This window comes from Natrarchaeobius chitinivorans (assembly GCF_003841505.1).
GTDB lineage: Archaea > Halobacteriota > Halobacteria > Halobacteriales > Natrialbaceae > Natrarchaeobius > Natrarchaeobius chitinivorans.
Genome location: NZ_REGA01000001.1, coordinates 70886 through 94706, shown reverse-complemented (window position 1 = coordinate 94706; position 23821 = coordinate 70886). Strand labels below are relative to the sequence as shown.

Annotated in this window: 24 protein-coding genes; 16 read left to right on the top strand and 8 right to left on the bottom strand. The window is 64.4% G+C overall.

The window, feature by feature from the left end; all coding sequences use genetic code 11:
* Positions 1–123: 123 nt before the first annotated feature.
* The 3 genes from EA473_RS00475 to dnaJ form a co-directional block, all read right to left on the bottom strand.
* Positions 124–705 (bottom strand): FAD-dependent oxidoreductase, encoded by a 582-nt coding sequence (locus EA473_RS00475; protein ID WP_124193711.1) that lies wholly within the window; start codon positions 703–705, stop codon positions 124–126.
* A 182-nt stretch (positions 706–887) separates the two neighbouring features.
* Complete coding sequence (locus EA473_RS00470; RefSeq protein ID WP_124193710.1) at positions 888–1628, bottom strand: hypothetical protein; 741 nt, start codon at positions 1626–1628, stop codon at positions 888–890.
* Positions 1629–1836: 208 nt separating this feature from the next.
* The gene (gene dnaJ / locus EA473_RS00465) at positions 1837–2994 is read right to left on the bottom strand and encodes a molecular chaperone DnaJ (protein WP_124193709.1); all 1158 of its coding nucleotides are present in this window, start codon (positions 2992–2994) and stop codon (positions 1837–1839) included.
* 147 nt (positions 2995–3141) lie between these two features.
* Here dnaJ and EA473_RS00460 point away from each other — a divergent pair, with 147 nt between their 5' ends.
* The 5 genes from EA473_RS00460 (at position 3142) to EA473_RS00440 (ending at position 6213) form a co-directional block, all read left to right on the top strand.
* A complete protein-coding gene (locus tag EA473_RS00460; protein WP_124193708.1) occupies positions 3142–3546 on the top strand; it encodes a hypothetical protein in 405 nt (134 codons plus the stop codon).
* Positions 3547–3585: 39 nt separating this feature from the next.
* Positions 3586–4422 (top strand): RAD55 family ATPase, encoded by an 837-nt coding sequence (locus tag EA473_RS00455; protein ID WP_124193707.1) that lies wholly within the window; start codon positions 3586–3588, stop codon positions 4420–4422.
* 130 nt (positions 4423–4552) lie between these two features.
* Positions 4553–5437, top strand: coding sequence for a hypothetical protein (locus tag EA473_RS00450; RefSeq protein ID WP_124193706.1), 885 nt, complete (start codon positions 4553–4555; stop codon positions 5435–5437).
* Positions 5434–5835 carry a hypothetical protein gene (locus tag EA473_RS00445; protein ID WP_124193705.1) on the top strand — a complete coding sequence of 134 codons (402 nt, stop codon included), beginning with the start codon at positions 5434–5436 and terminating at the stop codon, positions 5833–5835. The genes EA473_RS00450 and EA473_RS00445 overlap by 4 nt, the downstream gene beginning before the upstream one ends.
* Before the next feature lie 48 nt (positions 5836–5883).
* On the top strand, positions 5884–6213 hold the full coding sequence (locus EA473_RS00440; protein ID WP_124193704.1) for a transcription factor S: 330 nt from the start codon (positions 5884–5886) through the stop codon (positions 6211–6213).
* 47 nt (positions 6214–6260) lie between these two features.
* On the opposite strand, the gene EA473_RS00435 is transcribed toward EA473_RS00440, so the two are convergent.
* A complete protein-coding gene (locus EA473_RS00435; RefSeq protein WP_124193703.1) occupies positions 6261–7604 on the bottom strand; it encodes a hypothetical protein in 1344 nt (447 codons plus the stop codon).
* A gap of 225 nt (positions 7605–7829) precedes the next feature.
* On the opposite strand from EA473_RS00435, the gene dinB reads away from it, so the two are divergent.
* The gene (gene dinB, locus EA473_RS00430; protein WP_124193702.1) at positions 7830–9119 is read left to right on the top strand and encodes a DNA polymerase IV; all 1290 of its coding nucleotides are present in this window, start codon (positions 7830–7832) and stop codon (positions 9117–9119) included.
* A 213-nt stretch (positions 9120–9332) separates the two neighbouring features.
* The gene (locus EA473_RS00425) at positions 9333–10784 is read left to right on the top strand and encodes a J domain-containing protein (protein WP_124193701.1); all 1452 of its coding nucleotides are present in this window, start codon (positions 9333–9335) and stop codon (positions 10782–10784) included.
* A gap of 64 nt (positions 10785–10848) precedes the next feature.
* Here the strand turns inward: EA473_RS00425 and EA473_RS00420 are convergent, their stop codons facing one another.
* From EA473_RS00420 to EA473_RS00410, 3 genes are all read right to left on the bottom strand, one after another.
* Positions 10849–11481, bottom strand: coding sequence for a uracil-DNA glycosylase family protein (locus EA473_RS00420; RefSeq protein ID WP_243645160.1), 633 nt, complete (start codon positions 11479–11481; stop codon positions 10849–10851).
* Between the two features lie 88 nt (positions 11482–11569).
* The gene (locus EA473_RS00415; RefSeq protein WP_124193699.1) at positions 11570–11968 is read right to left on the bottom strand and encodes a CopG family ribbon-helix-helix protein; all 399 of its coding nucleotides are present in this window, start codon (positions 11966–11968) and stop codon (positions 11570–11572) included.
* A gap of 141 nt (positions 11969–12109) precedes the next feature.
* A complete protein-coding gene (locus tag EA473_RS00410; protein ID WP_124193698.1) occupies positions 12110–12994 on the bottom strand; it encodes a cytochrome oxidase assembly protein in 885 nt (294 codons plus the stop codon).
* A 153-nt stretch (positions 12995–13147) separates the two neighbouring features.
* On the opposite strand from EA473_RS00410, the gene EA473_RS00405 reads away from it, so the two are divergent.
* On the top strand, positions 13148–14251 hold the full coding sequence (locus tag EA473_RS00405) for a M24 family metallopeptidase (RefSeq protein ID WP_124193697.1): 1104 nt from the start codon (positions 13148–13150) through the stop codon (positions 14249–14251).
* A gap of 177 nt (positions 14252–14428) precedes the next feature.
* Here EA473_RS00405 and EA473_RS00400 read toward each other — a convergent pair whose 3' ends face one another.
* Positions 14429–15073, bottom strand: coding sequence for a helix-turn-helix domain-containing protein (locus EA473_RS00400; RefSeq protein ID WP_124193696.1), 645 nt, complete (start codon positions 15071–15073; stop codon positions 14429–14431).
* A gap of 267 nt (positions 15074–15340) precedes the next feature.
* Between EA473_RS00400 and EA473_RS00395 the strand changes: the two genes are divergently transcribed.
* The 8 genes from EA473_RS00395 to EA473_RS00365 all read left to right on the top strand — a co-directional run bounded on the left by EA473_RS00395 (position 15341) and on the right by EA473_RS00365 (position 23730).
* Positions 15341–16189: a TatD family hydrolase gene (locus tag EA473_RS00395; RefSeq protein ID WP_124193695.1), complete on the top strand. Its 849-nt coding sequence runs from the start codon at positions 15341–15343 to the stop codon at positions 16187–16189.
* Positions 16190–16265: 76 nt separating this feature from the next.
* Positions 16266–16844, top strand: a complete 579-nt coding sequence (locus EA473_RS00390) for a DUF2150 family protein (protein WP_124193694.1) — start codon at positions 16266–16268, stop codon at positions 16842–16844.
* Positions 16845–16951: 107 nt separating this feature from the next.
* The gene (locus tag EA473_RS00385) at positions 16952–19033 is read left to right on the top strand and encodes a hypothetical protein (RefSeq protein ID WP_124193693.1); all 2082 of its coding nucleotides are present in this window, start codon (positions 16952–16954) and stop codon (positions 19031–19033) included.
* Positions 19034–19240: 207 nt separating this feature from the next.
* Positions 19241–19387 carry a hypothetical protein gene (locus EA473_RS22040; RefSeq protein ID WP_165875166.1) on the top strand — a complete coding sequence of 49 codons (147 nt, stop codon included), beginning with the start codon at positions 19241–19243 and terminating at the stop codon, positions 19385–19387.
* A 433-nt stretch (positions 19388–19820) separates the two neighbouring features.
* Positions 19821–20096, top strand: a complete 276-nt coding sequence (locus EA473_RS00380; protein ID WP_124193692.1) for a PadR family transcriptional regulator — start codon at positions 19821–19823, stop codon at positions 20094–20096.
* A gap of 431 nt (positions 20097–20527) precedes the next feature.
* A complete protein-coding gene (locus EA473_RS00375; protein ID WP_124193691.1) occupies positions 20528–21820 on the top strand; it encodes an MgtC/SapB family protein in 1293 nt (430 codons plus the stop codon).
* Between the two features lie 47 nt (positions 21821–21867).
* Positions 21868–23223 (top strand): aminotransferase class III-fold pyridoxal phosphate-dependent enzyme, encoded by a 1356-nt coding sequence (locus EA473_RS00370; RefSeq protein ID WP_124193690.1) that lies wholly within the window; start codon positions 21868–21870, stop codon positions 23221–23223.
* A gap of 153 nt (positions 23224–23376) precedes the next feature.
* Complete coding sequence (locus tag EA473_RS00365) at positions 23377–23730, top strand: hypothetical protein (protein WP_124193689.1); 354 nt, start codon at positions 23377–23379, stop codon at positions 23728–23730.
* Positions 23731–23821 lie beyond the last annotated feature (91 nt).

The following is a 23821-nucleotide window of genomic DNA, read 5'->3' as shown; positions in this document are numbered from 1 at the left end:
TTACGGTACCTATTCGCCGGTTCGTCGCTCGCGGGCGTGAAGCTGGCCCCTGACAATACAGGCCGATGTGATCGTTCGCCGGGGACCACCGCTCGGAGAGGGGTGATCGCCGGGAGGCGTCGATCACTCCGACTTGAGCGACGGGACGTCCGCGGGCGTATCGAAGTCGTGGAAGTGTTCTCCTTTCTCCTCGCTGAGGATGGATAGCGCGGCGGAACCGCCGTCGCCAGCGGCGATCACGGCTTGCCACTCTTCGGCTCTGACCATCGCTCCCGTCGCGTACAGGTTCTCGACGCTCGTCTCCATGTCGAGGTCCACGTCGACGGTTCCGTCGTCGTCGAACGCACACTCGAGGTCCTCTGCGAGCGACCGGTCGGCGCCCGTCGCGAGGACGACGTACTCCGCATCGTACTCGCCGTCGTCCGTCTCGATTCGGAACCCGCCTTCGCCGTCGTCGGTCGCTTCGATATCGACGACTTCTTCGCCGACCCGGACGTCCGCGCCCCGGTCCCGGACCTGTCCGCGCGTGAGTTCGATGAACTCGTCGCCACTGATGCTCCGAATTCCAGGGTAGTTGAACAGGTGTGCCTTGTGCATCCACGTCTCGTCAGTGTCGAAGACGACCGTCTCGAGGCCGTTTTTCGCGGTGAACAGTGCGGCGCTCAACCCGGCGGCTCCGCCGCCCACGATGACTACGTCTGACATGTTTCCTTCGACCACGGACGGCGGGATAAACGTTCGTTCAGGTATCACCTCGAGTGATACGGTTTACTGTAAGTCATTGCCGGCGCACCCGCGACCCGGGCGGCGGGTGCGCCGGTACACAGGTACAGTAATCCGTATGAGCCAGGGAGCGTGTCTCCGGTCGGGAACCCGTACTATCCGTTTCAGAGCGAAACTGTACCCGGATCGATCCGTTCGGGTTCGGGAACCGGACCGCTCGAGACGGCGAACTCGCCGCGAGACTTCTCGGGGCCGTCGCCGTCCGTGAGAACGATCGTCGCGTCGGCGAGCAGCGGCGTGATCACGCCTGCAACGACCGCCCGAGGATCGGTGAGTGACTCCTCGAGTACGACGCGGTCGGTCGCCCCGAGACCGACGCGGTCGACGACCTCGCTGGCCGCCTCGAGGACGTCTTCGTGGGTCGCGGTCAGCCTATCGTCGGTCAGGATCGGCGTGTCGGGATCGATCGAGAGCGGCGGAAACGACGGGTTCTCGCTCCAGAGGCCGGCGTCGAAGTGGTGGACGTCCGGCGCGTCGGGTTCGTCGCCGTACCCGACCCGCTGTGCACCGCGCGGGAGGTCGTAGTCGCCGTCCTCGAGGTCGTCGACGGGTGCGACGAGCGCCCGGAACTCCTCGTCGTCCGCGAGGTCCGTCGGCGGCCCGAAGCGGGTCGTCCCCTCGAGCAGGGTCGTCCCGAAAAAGGCGAGGAGGGCGAGCGGCCCTTCGCCGACGACGCCGACGGTGACGCCGCGGTGGACGCCCGCGTGGCGCAGGAAGTTGCCGGCCTTCCACGAGGTCGTACAGAGCCAGTGGGCGTCGAACGGGCGGCCGGTCGCGTCGACCAGCGCCGTCCGGTCGTCGCGGCGTTCGCGGGTGAGCAGATCGTCGACTGTCGCGACGGACATGGCTATGGCTCGTCCCTGTAAGGAAAAAAGCGCGCCGACTCGCGTGTCGTAAAGCGTGCCGACTCGCGGTGACAAAGCGAGTCGACGCGCGTGTGACCACCGGTTCGAACGTGGTCGTCTACTCGCATCCTCATACGGCTCCGATGGGACGGACCGGTCAGATGCTCGAGACGCTCGAGTGAGGACCTCGTTCCGGCGATCCCGTCTATCAGAACGCCCGTTTGATCTTCTCGAAGAAGCCTTCTTTGACCTCGATTTCGTCGCCGCCGGCCTCGGCGAACGCCTCGAGGGCGTCGCGCTGTTCCTCGTTGAGCGATTCGGGGGTCACGATCTGGACCTGGACGAACAGATCGCCACGGCCGCGACCACGCAGACGCGGCATTCCCTTGTTCTCGAGGCGGAAGACCTCGCCGCTCTGGGTACCTCGCGGGACGTCGAGTTCGACGGCACCGTCGAGGGTGGGGACTTCGACGGTGTCGCCGAAGGTCGCCTGCGGGAACGAGATCGGATGTCGGTAGCGCAGGTCGTCGCCCTCGCGTTCGAACTCGTCGTGTTCGCGGATCGAGACGTCGATCAGGAGATCGCCGTTCGGGCCGCCTTCGGGACTGGGTGCACCTTCTCGCTCCATCCGGAGCGTCTGTCCGTCCTGGATGCCAGACGGTACTTCGACGGTGAGCGTCGCTTCGTTTCGGACGTATCCTTCGCCGCGACACTCCTCGCAGGTCTCGGAGTACAGTTGGCCCTCGCCCTCACAGCGCCGACACGCCGTCGTCTGCTGGACGCGACCGAGCGGCGTCTGTTGAACCTGCGTCACCTGTCCGCGGCCCTGACACTCGGGGCAGGTCCGGGCGTCGGCGTCGGGCGGATGTCCCTCGCCGTCACAGGTCTCACAGGCCTCGGGCCGCTCGAGCGTGAACTGTTTTTCCGCACCCTCGAAGGCCTCCTCCAGATCGATCTCGAGTCCCGTTCGGAGGTCCTGGCCCTTCCGCGGGCGGCGTCGTCCACGGCCGCCGCCACCGCCGAAGACCTGCTCGAAGATGTCGCCGAGACCGCCACCCATCCCACCGCCGCCCATTCCGCCGAACGGATCGCCGCCCATTCCGCCTGCGCCGCCCTGGCCCGCGTCGAAACCGTGTTTTTCGGCTTGCTCGTACCGATCGTGGCCCATCCGATCGTAGGCCTGGCGTTTCTCCTCGTCGGTCAGGACCTTCTTCGCCTTCTGGATCTTCTTGAACTTCTCTTCGGCGTCCGGGTCGTCGCTGACGTCCGGGTGGTACTCCGTGGCCTTCGTCCGATAGGCCTGTTTGATCTCCTCGGTCGAAGCGTCGGGGCTCACGCCGAGAACGTCGTAGAAGTCCTCGCTCATTCGTTGTCACACGGTAATCCGTTGATCCACTTGAAACGCCCGTTCCCGCGTGACCGTCGCCGCGATGGCCAGTTCCGGCCACACTGTCGGACAGTGTCACGAGATCGGCCCGTACGTTTGAAGGAGCCAGCCACGAACAACCGCTCAATGACCGAAGAAACCTATACGCTGGTCGGCGTCTACGTGTCGCGGCCGGTCCACGACGACCTCGCCGAGTACCTGTACGATGAAGCCGGGGTCGTCGATCTCGAGGAGTACTTCGATCCGTCGGCCTCGGAGCCCCCCGTGGGGGATCCGGGTGCGGACGCGACCGCCGCACTCATAGAGAGCATCGTCTCGGAGTTCGCGTCCCTCTACGACGAGGCCGACTTCGAGGCCGCGAGAGCGGTCGATCCCGACGCGTTCGTCCTCAGACACCTCGCAGCCGATCCGGACACGGTAGCGAACGCACGCGAACAGTTCCAGGCCGCAGGAACGATACAGAACGCCGATCTCAGGACGGTCCACACCGCGATCTTCGATGCGTGGCTGACCCGACGCGGCGCGCGTTAGCGCCACAACAGGTAAACGCCTCGATCCGAACAGGAGGGTATGGAGCGGATCCCGCTCGGCATCTCCCGACTCGATCAGTTGATCGGCGGCGGTGCGCCGACCGGCAGCGTCGTGTTGCTCGCGGGGGAATCGGGTGCCGGGGCGCGTGAGTTCTGTTACACCAGTACGGTGATGAACGGGCTCGCGACCACCGACTCCGACCTGTTCGACCTCCACTACGGCGATCTCGAGCCGGAAACGACGGCTCCGAACGCCGTTCACTACGTGTCGTTTACTGACGGGCGAGAGGCGATCGCAGACGAGATGTCGGTCGTCATCGACCCCGACGTCGTCGCGGAGGGACTGGCTGACGTCGAGTTCGCCGATCTGGCCCGGGAGTACTTTCAGTTGACGCCGGTTCCGACCGAGTGGTACGCCGACCGACCGGCCGACATCACGGACCTCGAGACGTATACGGGCGATAGCGACGTGTTCGAGGCGTTCGGTGACTACCTGACCGCACACGCTCGGAAAAACCTCGTCGTCGTCGATTCGATCACCGACCTCGTCGCCTCCGTAGACGACGCGTTCGGCTGGCAGGAACTCGTCGTCTCGCTGAAGGGCCTCGCCCGCGCGTCCCACCAGTGGGGCGGCGTGCTCTTGTTGCTCGTCAACACGGATACGCTTACGCCGACGCAACTCGGACAGCTCAAAGAGGCGGCGGACGGAACGTTGCGCTTCGGGTGGGAAAGCGGCGGCTCCGAGCGGGCCAGGACCCTCGTCGTCGAGCAGTTCCGGAGCGTCCTCTCTCGGCTCGAGGACGAGAACATCGTTCGATTCGAGACCGAGATTCACGACGGCGGCTTCGACATCAGCAACGTTCGAAAGATCCGGTGAGGAAGACGACTCCGGATAGATCTGGCAGACGATCGCGAACAGATCCAGCAGACGACCCCGGACGGATCCGGGCTCGTGCAGATCCCGACGGCAACAACCCTTATCAGTCGATCCACCGTTATCGGATTCTATGGCCGGCGAAAACTGCGAGAGTGGCGGCGTCTCGTTCGCACTACCGGCCGACGTAGACGACTGGCTGACGGCCGAAGCCGACCGTCGTGACGAGACGCGTGCGGAGGTCTGTCGGCGGATGATCGCTGCCGCACACGCCATCGAAACCGGCAACGGCGCAGGCGACGTCGACGCCGAATTCGTCGAGCGAGGCGACGTCGATCGCCTCGAGGGAAAGCTCGACGCACAACGCGAGGAGTTTACGGACCTGCTCGAAGACGTCCGTTCGCGGGTCGTTCAGGTCAAACGCGAAACCGACGGCAAAGCCCCACTCGATCACAGTCACGGATCGGACGCCGCCTCCGAGGGTCTCTCGACGGTTCGGACCGACCTCGACGAACTCGAGGAGCGCATGGACGCCGGTTTCGACAACTTTCAGGAGATACTCGAGCACCTGCTGGATCGGACGGACGAACTCGAGCGGCGGTCGTCGATCCTCGCGAAAAATCTGGCTGGGCTTCGTGACCGACGCGTCGATCGGAGAACCCGCGAGCGCGAGCGCCGATCCGTCGAGCGGCTCCAGCTTGCGGCGAACCGCCTCGGCGTCGGGACCGCTACCTGTGAGGACTGCGAGTCGAGCGTCGAGATCGCCCTGTTGAGCGCACCCGAGTGCCCTCACTGCTCGCGTTCGTTTACGGACGTCGCCGAGAAGTCTTCGTTTTTCGGTTCGCACAGGCTCGTCACCGGCGACCCGCCACCGCTGGAGGGACGGACGGAAACCGAGTCGGCCCCACACACTGACCGTCGTCTCGAATTCACGGATGAACCCGACGGTGACGGCTTTGAATCCGAACTGTCACCGTCGGCTCGCGAGGACCGCGGAGACGAAAGTGACGATCAATGACCGAACGCGACGACCCCCTCGACGACCCCCTCGACGACATTGCTTCGACCGTCGCCGACCGCTCGAGCGACGCCGCTAGCGCTGAAAAATCCGAGTTCGACGAGTTGTTCGACCGCGAAGATGCCGTCGAGATCGACGAGGAGCGACTCTGGGCGCACCTCGAGGACGGGGTGGACCCCGATGCGGACGTACCGGAAAGCGGGCGCGACGTTCGGGAGGTCGACAAACACAGCCACTGCCACCAGTGTGAACACTTCGGTTCGCCGCCCGCCGTCGAGTGTGGCCACGACGGCACCGATATCCTCGCGATGCCGACCCTCGAGATGTTTCGCGTCGCGGACTGCCCGATCGTCCGCGAGAACGACCGTCTCGAGGGCCGAGACGACGAGTCCGGCTAAGAGACCACTGACGGGAGTGTTTTTGCCCTCGAGGGCATATCCCCGCACATGCAGTTCTGTGACGCCTGCGGTTCGATGATGAAAGCCAGTGGAGACAGCATGGTCTGTACCAACGACGACTGTGGCGTCTCGAGCGAACGAGATCGCGAGCGTGAAGACGCCTTCGTCACGACCGAGTCACAGATCCACGACGACGTGATCGAATCCGACGAGGAATCGAACTTCGAGGGGAAGCCGAAGGCGTCGGACGTCGTCTGCGACGAGTGCGGTAACGAGGAAGCGTGGTATACGATCAAGCAGACGGCATCGGCGGACGAACCGCCGACGCGGTTTTTCAAGTGCACCGAGTGCGGGTATCGATGGCGCGAGTACAATTAGTGGCGTTCCGTCCCTGATGGATCGAACCTTCCTCGCAGCGATCCGAATCAGTCGTCGTCTTCCTCGTCCTCTTCGGCCGCTTTCGCGTACGCTTCCACGTCGGAATTTGCCAGCGGATACCGATCCATCGTGCCGTCTTCGCCCGGAAGCGTTCTGGTTCCGAGGATTCCGTCGTCCGCCTCGTCGACGGCGTCCCACTCGGAGTAGTAGTTGCCCAGTTCGCGCTCCGGGTCGTACATGGTGAGTTCCTCGGCCGGGAACGAGGCGAGGTCCCCCGAATCCGTCGTAATCCGGACGTCACCGCCGACGAACGCGTTCAGATAGATGTCGGTCGCCGGTGCGCCGTCGATGATGTAACTCGTGTCCGCTTCGAACCGGTTCAGTTCGAACCGGTCGATGTACGAACCGTCCTGGTTCGATCGAACGCTGCCGTTGATTTCAGACCCCGTCACCACCGCGGAGTACTCGCTTCTGATGTCGATTGCGAGACTCGAGTCGGGTTTCGAATCGACGACGCAGTCTTCGACCGTTCCGCTCCCGGTGACGTTGATGCCCTGGTTCACGTCACACCGGCGCAAGAGGAGGCCGTTCAGGTTCACCGTTCCCTCGATACTGCTGTCGAGGATCCACCCGGATCTGCTCTTTACGTCGTCGTAGAACTGACTTCGCCGTGCGGTGATCGAGGGGCCCGTGACCTCGCCGTAGAACCGACAGTCGGTCGCCGACAGTTCGTGTGAGAGGTCGTCGTTGAACTCGGTCTCGTGGGCGGTCGTCGGTCCGCCTATCGTTCCGTGGATCGTACAGTAGTTTGCGTCAATCTGCTCGTCGTCGTACGCGTCGACGTCCTCGAGGCGTGTGTACTCGACGTCTTCGGGCACCTCGAGCGTCGCGTTCCAGAAGCCGGGGGCACCGTCCTCCGGCAGGAAGTGGAGGATCCCGCGGACGGTAAACGAGCGCGCTTCCGGCGTGAGGATCTCGATCACCGTCTCCTCGGAGGAGCCACCGACGTAGGTGTAGGTCTTCGTCAGAGACTCGCCTTCGACGTCGTCGGATTCGACTTCCGGTTGTACCGTATGCTTGCCCGGCTCGAGGCCGATGACGTCCCCCGACTCGAGCGAGTCGTACGCATCCTGTAGCGTTTCGTAGTCGGCCTCCGCGCTCGAGCCGACGACGAAGTCCGGGTCCGGTGGCGCCAGTTCGTCGTCTTCTTCCTCGTCGTCTTCTTCTTCCTCGTCAGCCCCGTCGTCGTTGCCATCGTCGCTGCCGTTGCCGTTTCCACTCGTCTGCTGTGACTCGTCGTCGAGACACCCTGCGAACCCGACGGCGGCGATGCCCGATCCCACCAGGAACGTCCGCCGGCGACATCCGTCCGAATCCAGTTGATCACCCATAACTTCTCGAAATAACGAATCAGTAATAAACTTTGTTCGTTGACGATATCGGTTTTCGTTCCGTGGCAGTCGGGGTCCGGGGATCGTGTTCAGCAGGCGTGGGCTGTGATCGAATCGGGGGCTGTCGTCGATCGGTGGTGGGCAAGACCCGTCCCTCCGGACCGGCGTCGCACACCTCGTTAGACAAAACGTTCAACATCGTCTCGTCCGAACTGGTACCAATCGATGGGAAGTGGCCCGAAACTGCCGGGGGTCGAACGCTCGGACGGGGAGGAAAGAATCGTCCTTCACGTCGATGCCGACTGTTTTTACGCCTCGTGTGAGCGCCTTCGCGAACCCGAACTCCGTGACGAACCCGTCGTCGTCGGAATGGGCTACGAACCCGGCGACTCCATCGGTGCCGTCGCGACCGCGAGTTACGAAGCCCGCGAGTTCGGCGTCGAGAGCGCACAGGCCATCTCGACGGCGCTCGAGCGCCTCCCGCGCCGAGCATCCGTCGAGGACGAACCCGACGATCACGATCCGGCCCTCGAGCGATCGGAGACGGGGTACTACCGGCCCGTGGATATGGACTACTACGAGTCCGTCGCGGCCGACGTGCGGGAGATCCTCCACGACTGCGCTGACGTCGTTCGCGAGGTCAGCATCGACGAGGCCTACCTCGACGTGACCGACCGAACGGCGTGGCAGGTCGCCGACGGCTTCGCACGCCACGTCAAAGGTCGGATCCAGCGGGAGGTGGGCGTCACCGTGAGCATCGGCGTCGCGCCGACGATGAGCGCGGCCAAAATCGCGAGCGACTTCGACAAACCGGACGGTCTCACCGTCGTTCGTCCCGGTGAGATCCGTTCGTTTCTCTCCCCGCTCTCGGTCGACCTGCTCCACGGGGTCGGCCCCGTTACCGCCCGAGCGCTTCGCGAAATGGGACTCGAGACGGCCGGAGACGTCGCGTCTGCCGATCCCGAACCGCTGGTCGAGCGGTTCGGCGAGCGCGGTCGCGAACTGTACGATCGGGCGCGCGGCGAGGACGACCGTCGGGTCGAGCCCAGAGGCGAACCCAAGAGCTTCTCCCGCGAGTCGGCCTTTGCCGAACCGGTCGAAGAGCCCGACCCGAAGTACGAACAGATCGACACGCTCGCGGCGGCCGTCGCCGACCGCGCACGTCGGGAGGATGCGCTCTACCGAACCGTCGGCGTCAAGGCGGTTACGCCGCCGTACGACGTGAACACGCGCGAGCGATCCCTTCCCGGCCCGGTCGACGACCCCGACCTCGTCGGCCGGATCGCCCGACAGCTGTTCGCCGAGTTCGAGAACGAGTCGGTTCGAAAACTCGGCGTCCGGGTGTCCAATCTCGAATTCGTCTCGGCCGATCAGGCGAGCCTCGATAGCTGGGAGTCAGATCGAGATCGCGAGCCGACGATGGACGACACCGACCGGGCCAGTTCCGATGACGACGAGTCGTCGGCGCTCCGAACGCCCTCCGACGGACAGGCGTCGTTGAGCGATTTCTCGTGATCGGGACACTCACGGCCCCTGATACGGTTTACTGTACGTCATTACCGGAGCGACCACGGGATTGCGTCCTGTCGCACCGGTACACAGGTACAGCAATCCGTATGACTGTGACGAACCGGCCTTCTCGAGGCCATCTGTCCGACACCCGGAAAGAACATCGAAATTATAACCCCTCGATCGTAATTCGGTACTAGATCAGGGTTCCCACTCGCCATGACAGCAGATTTCTACGACCTTCTCGAAATCCCTCCCGACGCCTCCCAGGACGAGATCAAGGAGGCGTACCGCGAGAAGGTCAGGACCTATCATCCGGACGTAAACGACGACCCCCGGGCGCGATCACAGTTTACCGCGGTCAAGAAAGCAAACGACATTCTCGGTGATCCGGTCGAACGCCGGGCGTACGATCGACTGGGACACGAAGAGTACGTATCGAAACGGACCAGCGGCATCCCCTCGCCCGACGTCTGGGCGGACACGGACGGTTCGTCGTCCGAATCGTCCTCGAGGAAATCCACGTCGACCAGTGCCTCGAGAACGACGAACGAGACATCGACCGGTTCCACAACGACGACGAACGAGACATCGACCGGTTCCACAACGACGACAAACGAGACGTCGACCGGTTCCAAAGGGGCGACGAACGAGACATCTACCAGTTCCAAAAGGACGACGAACGAGACGTCGACTCGCTCGAAGCGGACCGGTCGTACGAAATCGCACTCGAGAGGTGATGACGCGAACGAGTCGGCCACGAGTCGGCGTCAGACGACGGGATCGGCAAAGACCTCGAGTTCGACGAAGACCTCGAGTTCGAAGACGGGATCAGCAAAGACCTCGAGTTCGACGACGGACGGGCGAGGCGTCGGTTCGACCGACGGCGGCACGACTCACGGACGCGGACGGACCCACACTACCGGCCGACGAACTGGGCAATCCGGTTCCAGCCGACGAACGGCTACCGCGGCCGGTACGGAACCCGGATCCACAGCCCCCGCCGTCGTCCGCTGGTGGCGTCGACGGAACCTTGCGTTACCGTTGATCTGGCTGTCGGTCCTCGTCTACGCCGTCGGGCTGGCACAGTTCGTCTGGACGAACGAGGCTGCGGTCGAAACGCTTCGGGTCGAACTGGTCGCCGTCGGAACGAGTGTCGGCGGCCTCTGGGGTGTCCTCTCGAGCGGCCGGTACGGACTCGAGACGCCGTTTGAATTCGTCACGGCTGTCGACCCAGTCACCCCGCCGCTCGAGCCGACGCAGTGGTACGCCACACTCGCCGCGGTCGTCGTCGGCGCGGTCGCCCTCGTCGCGGTCGCGCGGCTGATCCGTAAGGACCAGCTCTGGGGACCGATCTCGATCGACGAGACGATACTGCTCGCCGCCGCACTCGCTACCTCGACGGGGCTGCTCGGTGGACCGTTGCTCGCGGGGGCAATCCTCATGCCGTTTCTGTTCTGTGTGGTCCTCTACCACACGAGACGGGGACCGGGCTGGAAACCGTCGTACCTGTACGTCGCTCCGGTGCTTGCACCCGCCGCCGGTCTCGCGCTGGGTGCGGCCGGCTACGCGACGCTGTCGATCGAACTGGTCGCGTTCGTAGTGCTGCCGCTCGTCGGGGCGCTCGGATTGCCGCTTCGTGCGACTATCAGAAAACACGTCGGTCGATGAGACCGACGGTCCCGACGATCGGATCGTCGGGTTCGGACCCACGCGCTTCAACGCAGGGAGGACGTCACCCGATCCTCGTCGCGACGCCTTTCGTCTGGCGGTAATCGCTCTCGAGGATCGACTCGATCGTGGCGACGATCGTCTCCCTGTCGCCCTCTTCCCACTCGAGGGGGTTCCTGATCGGAACGACCATGAACCCGCGACCGCGGATCTCGCGGGCGTGGAGGTCCGCCATATCGAGCTCGAGTCGAGCGCGCTGGGTCGTATACTCCCGGAGGACGTGATCGGTCGCACGGTCGCCGACCGGTAGCAGAATGTGGGCGTTGATCGCCCGGAGTTCGGCGTCGAAGTATCGCTCCAGTTCGTCGTACTCCGCTTCGGTCGGCTCGTGGCCGTTCGGCAGACAGCACATGTGGACGTAGTTCCAGTACAGGTTCTCGAGATCCGGTCGCCGTCGCGGGCCGCTGACGAACCCGGCGTCGCGAAAGACGTCCTGTACGGCGAGTCCCGCTTCGGTTTCGGTGAAGGGGACCCCCGTTCGCTTGCCGCCGTGAGCGCCGGGATGGTCGCCGATGACGTGAAAGTCCGCGTTGGCGTCACCGTACCCGAACGCGGCCGTCCGTTCGTCCGGGCCGGTTCGGTCGAACGGCGGGCGGAGACCGAACGGGTTGCTCGTCCTGTCGGTGACGTTCTTCACGGATGCGGAAACGGCCCGGTCGCTCATAACCGCCGCGGTTGCGTTCGACGCCTGCCGTTCGGTCCTGTGTCCGTCTTTTCCGCTCCCTTCACCGTTGCTCGTCGGAACGCAACAGGGTGACCGAGACGCGACCCACCGCATCGAAGTCTTTCAACCGGTAGACGAGCGACCGAATCTCGTCGGCCGGCCCGTGACAGAAGACCGTCTCGAGACACCACTCGCCGTGGTGGACGTGACAGGTCGTGTCGATTTCGGACTGGAACTCGTGTTGGATCTCGTGGAGGTCTTCGATGACCTCCTCGTGAACGTAATCGAAGACGATCGTCGCCGCGACCCGTCCGCGGGCTCGCTCGAGCCGGTGGTGTGACTCGACGTACTCCTGAATCGCTTCCCGGAGCGCACGCGACCGGGAGTCGAGTCCCTCGGCCTGCCAGGTCCGGTCGAACTCCGCGAGCATCTCGTCGGGAACGTTGAGACTCGTTCGCATGAGAATGCGTACGGACGACGACGAAAAAGCTCCGGCGGTCCGATTCGATGGTGTCACATCGAGAATCGACCGGTACCGTTCTGAGAGTCGACCGGTGCCGTTCCGAGAATCGGTCGGCCGGACCCGGCGACGTCCGATCCGCTACCGCGAACCCGCCTTCGGTGTACGGCTCGAGGCTCCTCGAGTGAGTCGAATACCGACGACGAACGTCACGAAGAGGATCGCCGAGAGGAGCAGATACAGGTAATCGAGCGCGGGGTTGAGTGTCATGACGGCGCGTCTGCCGAGGAAGACGACGACGAGTGCCAGTCCGGCCGCGCCGACCAACAGTCCGACGAGGCGGTCGTCCTCGAGGCGCCACCGGCCGACCATCACGGCGACGATGACGGCCGCGAGCAGGGCGAGGGTCACGCCGTACTGTGCCATCTGGACCGACGGGGAGTAGTCGGTGATGTCGGTGAGGACGAGCGGGCTCAACGCGACGTGAAGCGGGAGCGCCGCGGTGCCGAGGACGAGCGCACCGGTGACGTGCCGTCTCGTCAGCGCCGACCGCCAGACGAGGACCGTTGCGACGACGAACAGCACGAAAATGAGCACGGCCGTCCAGAAGTGCAACGAGAGGATCGTCATCTCGTACTGGAGGACGGTCTCCCGCCCGAGGACGACCTGAATCGGCGTCAGGACCATCCCGAGTACGACGAGCGTGGCGACGCGCGCGTCGACGCCCGGATTGCGCCACGCGGCCACCGCAGAACCGATGATCGCGAAGCCGGCGAACATCGCGACGAAGCGGTGGAACCACTCGTAGAAACTGGGGAGGTTCGCCGGGAACAGGTTGTAGGGGCCGGCATCGCACTGAGGCCAGTTCGCTTCGCAAGCCAGCCCGGAGCCGGTCGCTTTCGCGGCGACGCCGAGGAGGATCGTCGCGGCGACCAGCGCGAGCGTCGTCGCGAGCAGATGCGGGAACCCAACTCGAGCGATCAGCTGTCGAACCCTCGAACCGCCTGTGGTGCTGTCTGACGACACGGTCGTTCGCTCTGGGGTTAGGACCTGCCGTATTTAGGCCTCCCGAGTCGTTCCCAGTTCGCTGGAATCGGTCGCTACCGGCGACCGGTCGATCGAATTCGGCCGACTGCCGGCGTCCGTCGCATTCAAGAGTCGGCCGACCGAGCACCCGACATGAACAAACGCGAGCGTCTCGAGGCCTACCTCGAGGCGAACGATCTCGATTCGGTGTGGTTCGCACGGCCGAACTCCTTCGCCTGGCTGACCGGCGGCAACAACGTGGTCGATCGGGAGACCGACGCGGGCGTCGCCGCCGTCGGCTACGACGGTTCGACGGTAACGGTCCTCGCGAACAACATCGAGGCGGATCGGATCGAGGCCGAGGAGGTGCCCGACCTCGACGATCCAACGGTCGAGGAGTTCCCGTGGCACACCGCTTCCCTCTACGACGCGCTCGCCGACCAGGTCGACGACAGAGAGCGAGCCGCGGCGGACGTCGATATCGCCGGGTTCGAGGCCGTCGATCCGAGTTCGTTGCGTCTGCCGCTGACAGCACGAGACCGCGAGCGCTACCGCCAGCTGTGTCGGGAGACGGCGGCGGCGGTCGAATCCGTCTGTCACGAGTTGCGTTCCGACGACACCGAACACGAGGTCGCCTCCGCGCTTCGGGTGGCGCTCTCGGCCCGCGAGATAGAGGCCCCCGTGGTCCTCGTCGGCGGCGGCGAACGTGTCCAGCGGTACCGCCACTACACGCCGACGCAGGCCGAACTCGGCGAGTACGCGCTCGTCTCGGTGACGACCCAGCGGGCGGGCCTGCACGCGAGTTGTAGCCGGACCGTCGCGTTCGATCCGCCAGAGTGGCTCGAGGAGCGTACCGCCGCCGCCGCACGGGTCGAGACGACGGCGCTCGCGGCCACCCGAGAGGCCGCAGAAGACGACGCCACCGCGGGCGACGTGTTCGCGGCGATTCAGGACGCCTACGACGCCGTCGGCTACGACGGCGAGTGGACGCTTCACCACCAGGGAGGCGCGGCCGGTTTCGCCGGCAGGGAGTGGATCGCGACACCGAACAGCCAGGCGTCGGTCGAGATGCCGATGGCCTACGCGTGGAATCCAACCGTACAGGGTGCGAAAAGCGAGGACACGGTGCTGGTCACCGACGACGAGTTCGAGGTGTTGACCCGGACGGACGAGTGGCCGACGGAACCTGCCGACGCCGTCGACCGGGACCTCACGCTCGAGCGCCCTGTCCCACTCGTGCTGGGCGAAGACGAGTGATACGGCTTGCTCGCATTGTAGTCCGGTAGGCCCACATCCCGGTCGCGGTCACACCGGATGTGACTGGTCGCGGACTGTACCCCTCTCAAGAAGCGGCTCGGACGGGGAAGTGGAACCGGAGAAGGATGTGGGCGAAACGGGACGTCGAAACGCCGACGGCCGAGGCCGGTGGCGTCCCTACTCGCGGTCGTCGTCGCTCGAGTCGTCCGTTCCTGGGTTGGGATCGATGTCGCTCGAGCCGTCCGGTTCAGCGGTCCGATCGTCGTCGCTCGAGTCCCCGCCTGAGTCGACCCCATCCTCGAGCGGCGAGACGTCCTCGACCGTGATCGTCACGGGTTCGACGTCCTCCTCGAACGCGGGTTCGGGGTCGGTCTCGCGATCGAGGACGCGATCGAGCGTGAAGATGGTGTTCAGTTCCTGTTGGACCTGATCTGCGACGCCGCCGACGAGTTCGCTCGGCTGGATCGCCCTGTACTCGTAGGGGTTGTTTCCGGCACCCTCGCTCGCTCGTTTCTCCCGCGTGACGCGCTCTTCCTCGTGGAGTTCCGCGAGCGCCTCTCGAACCGTACTCGGGTAGAGTCCGGTTCCCTTGGCGACCTCCTCGGAGGTGCTCCCGGGATGTGCCAGCAAGTGGACGTAGATCTTCGCCCGGGTCTCCGTGTCCAGTATCCACGAGAGGAGGTCGACGATTCGCTGGTCGAGTTCCTCGGCGGTGGTGATGCGTACTCGATCGTCACCGTCGACGACCTCGTCCCCCTCGGGTGGCCGATACTCCGCGTCGTCGTCCCGTTCCCGGTGGTCGTCGGTGTCGTCCGGATCCATGACCTCTCGTAGAGAACAAAGTCTCCCTCGAGGTTAAACCTTTGTAGGCTCGCAAACTGTCAGTTTCGCGGCCACCGACCCGCAGACGGCACGCCGTCCCCGAGGACGTCCCGACCGATTGCACGCGGACGTCCCGACCGATTGCACGCGGACGTCCCGACCGATTGCACGCGGTCGACCCGGCCGATCGCACGTATCGGCTTCGCCCGAGCGCGGAGCTCGATCGAAGTCGGTGCGTTTTCCACCGCGCCGACGCTATCGAAGGCTATGATCGACGGAACGCCGGTTCTCGACAATCACCTCCACCTCGATCCGGACAACCATCGCGGTATCGACGCCGTCAGGGACTTCGCCCGACTCGGCGGGACGCACCTGCTCGTCGTGAACAAACCATCCTGGCACCTGGGCGTCGAGGCCGAGGCGGGAGAGGATTTCAGACCCGTGTTCGAGCGGACGATCGAAATCGTCGAGGCAGCGTCGGCCGAACTCGAGGGCCGCGCGTGGCCGGTACTCGGCGTCCACCCGGGACTGATCTCGCGGCTCGTCGACGAGCGGGGATACGATCCGACAGAGGCCGGCGAGATCATGCGCGGCGGGATCGACGTGGCGGCCGAGTTCGTCGCCGACGGACGGGCGCTCGCGCTGAAATCCGGCCGTCCCCACTACGACGTCGACGACGCCGTCTGGGAAGCCTCGAACGCGGTCATGCGTCGGGCGTTCGAGCGCGCCGCCGACCTCGAGTGTGCGGTGCAACTCCACGCGGAAGCCAGCGAGGAGATGACCGACGTGACCGACTGGGCGGCAGACGTCGGACTCCCCGCACACAAGGTCGTCAAACACTACGCGGGCGGTCGACTCGAGGGACCGGTTCCGAGCGTCATGAGCGAGAAAGACCGCCTCGAGGTCGCCGCCGAGCGCGGCGAACCGTTCCTGATGGAAACCGACTACGTCGACGATCCCGACCGACCGGGTGCCGTCCTCGGTCCGAAGACCGTTCCCCGCCGAGTGCGCTGGATGCTCGAGAACGGTCTGGACGACGCGGTCCGAACGGCCCACGTCGAGACGCCGAAAGCAGTGTACGGCATCGACACCGAAAAGACGCTCGAGCGAGCGTGAAACCCCAGTTTCCGGTTCAGTTGGCTCGCCGTACAGGTAGAGAAAGGCATTTCAAGCGGCCGGTGTAGGTGTCTGTATGAGCAATCCGCCGACCGAGTTCTACTCGGAGGAACGCTGGCAGAACTGGATCGACCGGATCAAAGACGAAGAGATCGATCCAGAGGACGAATCGTCGGCCCGGTTGCTGTTGAATCTGCAGGACGATACCGCGATCGCTGTCGCGAAGATCGTCGCAGCCTACGACGACGGGGATCTCGAGCGGGAGGACGCGCTCTCGGAGATCGGCGACGTTCGAGACATCGTTCTCGGAGAAGTCGACATCGAAGACGAGGAGAAACTCATACTGGTCGACGGCGTCCAGACGAGTCTGGTCTGCGTCTTCTTTGCAGCCGAGGAGTACATCGCCGGCGGGCCGGCCGAGGAGGGAAGCGTCGGCGACTACCTCGGTGCCGCGGCCGACGCCGAAGCGGAGGAAGACCTCGATGCGGCGCTCGGCTACGCCGCACAGGCCGGGACGCTTATCATCGACGGTGACGACCTCGAGATCGAGATCGCCGAGGACCTCGAGTACGGTCTCGTCACGGAGTGGATCAACGGACTCGACAGCCTCCAGAGTGCGATGAGCGATCCCGAAGTCGTCGAAGAGGACGAGTAAACTCTTCTCGAGAGCGGTCGGGTGGGAGTTCGATCGGTCGTCAGACGACCGTCGGTCGGAGACACGCCGGCCAGCAGACGTATACGTCGGTACGAGTATTCGATTGCATGGTACGTGGCGGGGACGAGCGGGCCGTTACGGTCCAGATCGGGGCCGTTTTGCTGCTCGCGATCCTCTTTTCGGCCCTGGCGCTTTACCAGGTCAACGCCGTCCCCGTCGAAAACGAGGCCGTCGAGATCGATCACAATCGGGCGGTCCACGACGAAATGCAGGAGCTTCGAAACGCGATTCGAACGGCGGGAACCAGCGGCGATTCACAGCCGACGGCCGTCACGCTCGGTACCCAGTACCCGTCGAGATCGCTCGCGACCAATCCCCCGAACCCGACTGGTACCCTCGAGACGAGCGATCCGGGAACGCTCGAGATCGAAAACGCACAGGTGACCGAACCGGTCGGGGTCTACGACGAAGCCGAGTTGGCGAACCGATTGCTCGGCCCCCACGAAACCAGAACGCTATCGTACGAACCCGGCTACAACGAGTATCGGTCCGCCCCGACCACGCGAATCGAACACTCACTCGCGTTCAACGAGTTCGGGGAGACGGCGGTCGTCCTGCCGGGGACGGATCAGCGTCTCGTCACCGACGACGCGATCACGATCGTTCTGATCGACGGAACCCTCTCGTCGACCTCGAGCGGATCGGTTACGGTCGATCCGATCGTCGACGGGCCGACCGCACCGGTCCCGATCGAGCGGACGGGCGATCCGATCAGAATCACGGTCCCCACGGAGACGCCGTCGGCCTGGAACGAGACGTTCGAGGACGACGAGACCGTCACAGTCGCGGGGTACGACGACGCAACCGGCGAACTCGCGATCGAACTCGGGAACGACGAGTACGACCTGCACGTCGCGAGAGCGGTCGTCGGCGACGGCGACGATCCCGGAAACGAGTTCGGTGAGATCGAGCGATCGACCGGCGGCGGAAGCGGCGACGACCGTCTCCCCGGGCCTCGAGTCGAGGTCGAGATAAACGACAGCGAAGTCGACTACGGGGACGACCTCGAGATCGAGATGACGATCGACAACCGCGGTCAGCCGAACGACCTCCGTGGCGGCGTGGCGCTCGTCGAGGCCGACTGGCTGATCGAGGGCGAATCGCTCGCCGGCGACGTCGATCTGACCGATTCGACGAGCGACGTCGACGACCGTAACGTCTCCATCCCCACGGACGGACTGGATACTGGCGAGGAGTACACGGTGAGCGTCGGCGCACGAGACACGCGGGGGATCGAAGCGCCGGTCCGTGGAACGGCGACGTTCGAAATCGACGAAGACGACGAGGATGACGGAGACGATGGCGATGGAGGAGACGAACCGCCTTCCCTCGAGCTCGTCGGATCCCCGTGGACGGCCGGCGACGACCACAGCGAGGTCGTATTCACGATTCGCAACGTCGGCGGGGAGACCGCCGAAATCGACGGAGTATCGCTCGATTCGACGACGTCGGATGCGGTCCAGGTGAACGATCCGAGCGGACCCGAGGTGAATTTCTCCACGGGTGGCCATCTGGAGTCGGGGGACGGGCCGACCGATGCAATCGAAATCAACGGCGAACGGAATGAACTCGACGAGACAGCCACTCTCGAGCCGAACGAAACGACGGACGTCACTCTCGCGGAATTCGAGGACGATCCGGGCGGCGGCGGCCGGGGCGATCGGGTCGACGTACGAAACAGCGAACTCGGGGTGACGATGTACGACGGCGACCGCGAACACGGGTTCGCCCTCGCCATAGAGAACTGGGCCGCTGGCGACGCGACGATCGACGAAGACAGGTCCTCGAGCGTATACGCGACCGGATCGGTCGACGTCGTCGAAGCGTCGGTCACTGGCCACGTCCACGCAGTCGAAGACGTATCGGTGATTTCGTCTCAGATCTCGGGTGACCTCGAGGCCGGCGGTTCCGTCGATATCGACGGGTGGAACGTGGCCGGTTCCGTCGTCGGTGTCGAGAGCGTCCACGTCGCGGATGCGACCGTCAGTGGGGACGTCTGTTCTTACGGAGATATCTCCCTCGACGGGTCGACGGTGTCGGGTGACGTGATCAGCGTCACCGGAGAGGTGACCAGCGACGGGAGCACGGTCGACGGTGAGACGCGGGAAGACGTCGGCGGAACGTGTTGAGTGTTGGTTTCGGCTATGAATCTCGAGCCGCTACAGACCTCGAGCCGTCCTGCCGTTGTTTCGGGCCGCCGGGTTCGTCCTCCCCGTTATAGTAGTAGTCACTGCACACCCGATCGCACAAGCGTCGTGCGATCGGTGTGCAAATCGCTTCAATTGTGACGATAGGATCCCCCCCGAGTTTTTGTCGTTCGGAGACTAGCTGGTGGTATGCGCGACGAAGAGGAGATCCGCGAGCAGTACGAGTTTCTCAAAGAACACCTCGAAAGCGAGGAGATGCGACACGACGGCGTCGAGGAGATGTTCACGTACTACAAGCGCGCGATTGGCTGGGTGCTGGAGGAGGAACACATTTAAACGCTGGTCGGTCAGAAACATATCACGACTCAGGGTTGTGTCGTTACCTTTAAGTAGGGCCAGCGAATTCTTTCAGGTGACGCTTCGCTTGGAGGGCCGAAGCGTCAGCGGGGACCAATTCAGGGCGGCAAGCGATCGCGTGACGTTTTTTCCGTCACGCGATCTGCTTTCCTGTTTACGTAACTCAAATCGAGTACTCTCGAGTTTCGACAGTACAGACTGTTTCACTCCGAATATAAGTATACAGATACAAAATCACCTCACTGAAGACATGAACCAGACGTTAGGTATGCTCAGCCGTTCTACCCCTCATAGGAGTTATCATTCGTCCTGAACCGGACATCCTTTCCTCACCGGTAATTCTCCGGTTTCGCTCGTAACAACCCGATAGCCTTATTAAAATTCGACAGTAAGTACGAGTGGTACTTTCCCAATGTACGACTTGACAGGATTTCAGCGTGACTTGCTCTACGTCATCGCTGGCGAGGAGGAACCCCACGGACTGGCAATCAAAGAGGAACTCGAAGAGTACTACGAGAAAGAGATTCATCACGGACGACTGTATCCGAACCTCGATACGCTCGTCGACAAAGGCCTCGTCGAGAAAGGGCGTCGAGACCGCCGAACGAACTTCTACACCCTCACGCGGCGAGGCCGGCGCGAACTCGAGGCCCGACGGGAGTGGGAAGCGAAGTACGTCGAACTCTGATACGGATTACTGTCACTGTGTACCGGAGCGACCGGGTGCCGCCCGCGGTCTTCGGGAACGACGTACAGTAACCCGTACGACCGGCGCTCACGACGGTGACACTGCTCGTGGGGTCGGCGGCGGCCTCCGTGAGACGGTCGTCTGAGACGGCCTGCTGTCGACCAGAGGGAGTCTCGTCGAGTTCATCGATTTCCGACGCGACTCCCTGCCAGTGCCGTGCGAGCGCGGCCGGGTCGTAGGCTCGTCCGGTAACTGTCAGTATCGGTCCGGCGTACCCGTGTCTGCGCATCCCCATACTCGTGCCTGAGGGTCCCCGTACTCGTGCTTGCGCGTTCACCCGTGCCTGAGTCCCCAAACTCGTGCTTGCGCGTGAGCGTCCCCGTACTCGCGCCTGCGCGTCTCTTATGTGTTCTCACGTGGAACAGTACCGAGTGGATGAGGCCGTACTGCAGGTCGGAAACGGACCCCTGGACGAGAGAGTCGTCCGTATCGCGCTGGCCGGCGCGCTCGGGATGTTTCTCGGCCTCGAGCGCGAGTGGTCCCAGAAGTCCGCGGGAATCCGAACGTTCTCGTTGATCAGCTTGCTCGCGGCCGTGTTCACGCTTCTGGCCCTCGAGACGGACGTCGGCGAAGGGCTGTTGGTACTCGGTGGATTGCTCGTAATCGTTCAGGGGGTGTTGCTGGCCGTAAAGGGACTACTCGGCGAGGACGACGCCGGCCTCTCGTTGACGACGTCCGTGTCGATGCTCGTCGCCTACGGTATCGGCGCGCTGGTCGCCGCCGGCTTTATCATTGAGGGAGTGACGGTCGCGGTACTCTCGTCGCTACTGCTCGTGTTGAAACGGGAGTTACACGAGTTCGCCTGGGGGCTCTCCCGGGAAGAGATGCGCTCGACGACCGAGTTCGCGATTCTCGCGTTCGTCGTCTATCCGCTGTTGCCTGCCGAGGCGAATCTGGATCTCGGCGTAGTGTCCGTCCCGATCGAACCGCAGGTCATCTGGCTCATGGTCGTCGCCGTCGCGGGGATCGGTATCGTCAACTACGCGATCGTCTCGACCTACGGCGGCCGGGGGATCGCCGTCACCGGCTTTTTCGGCGGACTAGCCTCGTCGACCGCCGTCGTCGGAACGATGCTCGATCACGTCCGACAGCGTCCCGCGGCCGCGTCCTACGCCGTGGCCGCAATTTTGCTCGCGAACGCCGCGATGGCCGCCCGAAACCTCGCGATCGCCATCGGGTTCACCGTCGGCGGCGACACCGCACTCCTCGTCGAGGCGATCGCTCCGCTCGGTGCGGTCATCGTCCTCGCGTTCGTCATCGCCGGGCTGACTGCCGACTGGCACGAATCCGGTCCGATGGAACTCGAGAACCCGTTCTCGATGAAGAACGCGCTCGCGTTCGGTGCCGTCTTCCTCGCCGTCCTCGTGTTCGGTTCGCTCGCCGAAAGCTGGTTCGGCACCCTCGGCTTCTACGCGACCGCCGTCGCGAGCGGCTTCGTCTCGAGTGCCGGCGCGACGACCTCCGCGGTCGTCCTCTACCGCGGTGGCCAACTCGAGCCGGCGGAGGCGACGATCGCCATCCTCCTGGCTACGGTCTCGAGTATCGTCGTCAAGGCGATGTTGACCGCCACGTCGTCGAATCGCGTCCTTCGCAATCAGGTCGCCGTCTACAGCGTGATTTTGTTACTCGGCGGCGCAGTTGCGTCGATCCTCGTCGTCATCTGACCGGCGGTCGGTCGGACACTTTTACCGACCTGTCTCGAAGACGACCTATGGATCGAGAGACGGTCGAACCCGAGGTCGAGACGATTCCAGGTGAGCGCGCGAAACGGTGGGTCGATTACCACCACGAGTTTGCCGCCCCCAGCACGTACGTCTACGAATTCGTCTGGGATACCGGCGCGAACGCGATCGGGCCGTTCTGTACCGATGTCGACGGCAACGTGTTGCTCGATTTTACGAGCCACGTCGCCGCCGCGCCGCTTGGATACAACAACCCACAGCTCCGGGAGAAACTCGAGGCGTTCGATCTCGTCGACCCGCTGAAGATCGCCGGACAGGATTTCTACGTCAGCCCCGGCGGGTCCGACCCGCGAAGCGACGCCGCGTTTCCGGGACCGTCACAGCTGATGGATCGACTCGCCGACCTGACGAGTCACTACGGCATGGACCGCGTCTTCCTCTCGAACTCCGGGGCGGAAGCCATCGAGAACGCGATGAAGATCTGCTACGCTCGCGGCGGCCACCGCGCGTTCACGTTCGAAGGGGCCTTCCACGGCCGGACGCTCGGTGCGCTCTCGCTCAACCGATCGAAAACCGTCCACCGCCAGGGTTTCCCCGAACTCCCCGGGGTAATCTCCGTCCCCTATCCCTCGAGCCGGGAAGCGTACGAAACCCGATGGAAGACCGACGGACCGGGCGGCAACGTCGTCGCTGACAGACTTCACCCCGAGCAGGGTGTGATCGATCCCGACGAGGTGGCCTTTCTCGTCCTCGAGCCGATACAGGGCGAGGGCGGCTACCGCGTCGCGGATTCCGAGTTCGCCCGCGACCTCGAGGCGCTACGCGAGCGGTACGATCTGCGGGTGATCGCCGACGAGATCCAGTCGGGCCTGGGCCGGACGGGCGAACTGTGGGCCGTCGACCACCTGGATCTCACGCCGGACGTCATCGCGAGCGGGAAAGGGCTTCGCGTCGGCGCGACCATCTCGCGATCCGACGTCTTCCCCGAGGAGACGGGACGGCTCTCCTCGACCTGGGGGGCCGGCGATATCGTCGCCTCGATGCAGGGCGCGCTCACGATCGACGCGATCCGCGAGCAAAGCGTACTCGAGAACGTCCGCGAACGCGGGAAACAGCTCCGAGAGCGTCTTTCAGAGGTCGAGTCCGAAACGGATGCGGTCGTCGACGTCCGCGGCCGCGGACTGATGCTCGCCCTCGAGTTCGACGCGGCGGATCGTCGCGAGGCCGTCGTTCGAGCGGCGTTCGAACGCGGCCTGCTGACGCTTGGCTGCGGGCACAAAACGCTGCGGCTACTCCCGCCGCTCGACGTCACCGAGCGCGAAATCGACCTCGGCGTGGAGCTGTTGTGCGAGGCCATCGAGGACGCGTCGGCCGCCCTCGAGTGATGGGACCCGTGGAGCCGCCCCCGAGTGTACGGACCGGGTGAGTCAGTCGCGAGTGTACGGACCGGTGTCGCCGCCGAGACGCTACCGGTTACCCGACGGGGTCTCACACGAAAGCCGCGACCTCTTCCCACTACCGATTCAACCGGACGTACGATGATCGGAGCCTACACCATCGGCAAGAAAGCGGCGACGATCGGCTACAAACGATACGGCGTTCCGGGAGCGGTTGCCTCGGGCGGTGTCGCCCTCCTCGGGGTCGTCGCCGTCAAACGCGCACTCCGCTCGGCCACCGAGGCGGACGACGGATCGATCGCGTCGGCCGTCGACGCCGAGTCGATCGAAGCCGCCGTCGACGAACGGGGGCTCGAGGCGGTGACCGACGTCGGCACGCTCGAGGATGCGATCGATCCCGACCAACTCCGGGAGGGCGTCGACCTCGACGACGTTCGGTCGTCGGTGGACGACGAGACGGACGAGTTCGCCGACGAAGACGACGGGGCGGCGTAACGCGAACTCGGCCGTTCGTACGGACCATTGCCCGTCCTCGTCGGTGGGACCGCGACCCGTCTGCAGTCCCGCCGGTAACCCGGTACGATAG

What these genes read in the sequence shown, in the direction of transcription:
- EA473_RS00475 (WP_124193711.1), bottom strand. Translation starts at nt 705, where the DNA reads ATGTCAGACGTAGTCATCGTGGGCGGCGGAGCCGCCGGGTTGAGCGCC.
- EA473_RS00470 (WP_124193710.1), bottom strand. Translation starts at nt 1,628, where the DNA reads ATGTCCGTCGCGACAGTCGACGATCTGCTCACCCGCGAACGCCGCGAC.
- dnaJ (WP_124193709.1), bottom strand. Translation starts at nt 2,994, where the DNA reads ATGAGCGAGGACTTCTACGACGTTCTCGGCGTGAGCCCCGACGCTTCG.
- EA473_RS00460 (WP_124193708.1), top strand. Translation starts at nt 3,142, where the DNA reads ATGACCGAAGAAACCTATACGCTGGTCGGCGTCTACGTGTCGCGGCCG.
- EA473_RS00455 (WP_124193707.1), top strand. Translation starts at nt 3,586, where the DNA reads ATGGAGCGGATCCCGCTCGGCATCTCCCGACTCGATCAGTTGATCGGC.
- EA473_RS00450 (WP_124193706.1), top strand. Translation starts at nt 4,553, where the DNA reads ATGGCCGGCGAAAACTGCGAGAGTGGCGGCGTCTCGTTCGCACTACCG.
- EA473_RS00445 (WP_124193705.1), top strand. Translation starts at nt 5,434, where the DNA reads ATGACCGAACGCGACGACCCCCTCGACGACCCCCTCGACGACATTGCT.
- EA473_RS00440 (WP_124193704.1), top strand. Translation starts at nt 5,884, where the DNA reads ATGCAGTTCTGTGACGCCTGCGGTTCGATGATGAAAGCCAGTGGAGAC.
- EA473_RS00435 (WP_124193703.1), bottom strand. Translation starts at nt 7,604, where the DNA reads ATGGGTGATCAACTGGATTCGGACGGATGTCGCCGGCGGACGTTCCTG.
- dinB (WP_124193702.1), top strand. Translation starts at nt 7,830, where the DNA reads ATGGGAAGTGGCCCGAAACTGCCGGGGGTCGAACGCTCGGACGGGGAG.
- EA473_RS00425 (WP_124193701.1), top strand. Translation starts at nt 9,333, where the DNA reads ATGACAGCAGATTTCTACGACCTTCTCGAAATCCCTCCCGACGCCTCC.
- EA473_RS00415 (WP_124193699.1), bottom strand. Translation starts at nt 11,968, where the DNA reads ATGCGAACGAGTCTCAACGTTCCCGACGAGATGCTCGCGGAGTTCGAC.
- EA473_RS00405 (WP_124193697.1), top strand. Translation starts at nt 13,148, where the DNA reads ATGAACAAACGCGAGCGTCTCGAGGCCTACCTCGAGGCGAACGATCTC.
- EA473_RS00400 (WP_124193696.1), bottom strand. Translation starts at nt 15,073, where the DNA reads ATGGATCCGGACGACACCGACGACCACCGGGAACGGGACGACGACGCG.
- EA473_RS00395 (WP_124193695.1), top strand. Translation starts at nt 15,341, where the DNA reads ATGATCGACGGAACGCCGGTTCTCGACAATCACCTCCACCTCGATCCG.
- EA473_RS00390 (WP_124193694.1), top strand. Translation starts at nt 16,266, where the DNA reads ATGAGCAATCCGCCGACCGAGTTCTACTCGGAGGAACGCTGGCAGAAC.
- EA473_RS00385 (WP_124193693.1), top strand. Translation starts at nt 16,952, where the DNA reads ATGGTACGTGGCGGGGACGAGCGGGCCGTTACGGTCCAGATCGGGGCC.
- EA473_RS22040 (WP_165875166.1), top strand. Translation starts at nt 19,241, where the DNA reads ATGCGCGACGAAGAGGAGATCCGCGAGCAGTACGAGTTTCTCAAAGAA.
- EA473_RS00380 (WP_124193692.1), top strand. Translation starts at nt 19,821, where the DNA reads ATGTACGACTTGACAGGATTTCAGCGTGACTTGCTCTACGTCATCGCT.
- EA473_RS00370 (WP_124193690.1), top strand. Translation starts at nt 21,868, where the DNA reads ATGGATCGAGAGACGGTCGAACCCGAGGTCGAGACGATTCCAGGTGAG.
- EA473_RS00365 (WP_124193689.1), top strand. Translation starts at nt 23,377, where the DNA reads ATGATCGGAGCCTACACCATCGGCAAGAAAGCGGCGACGATCGGCTAC.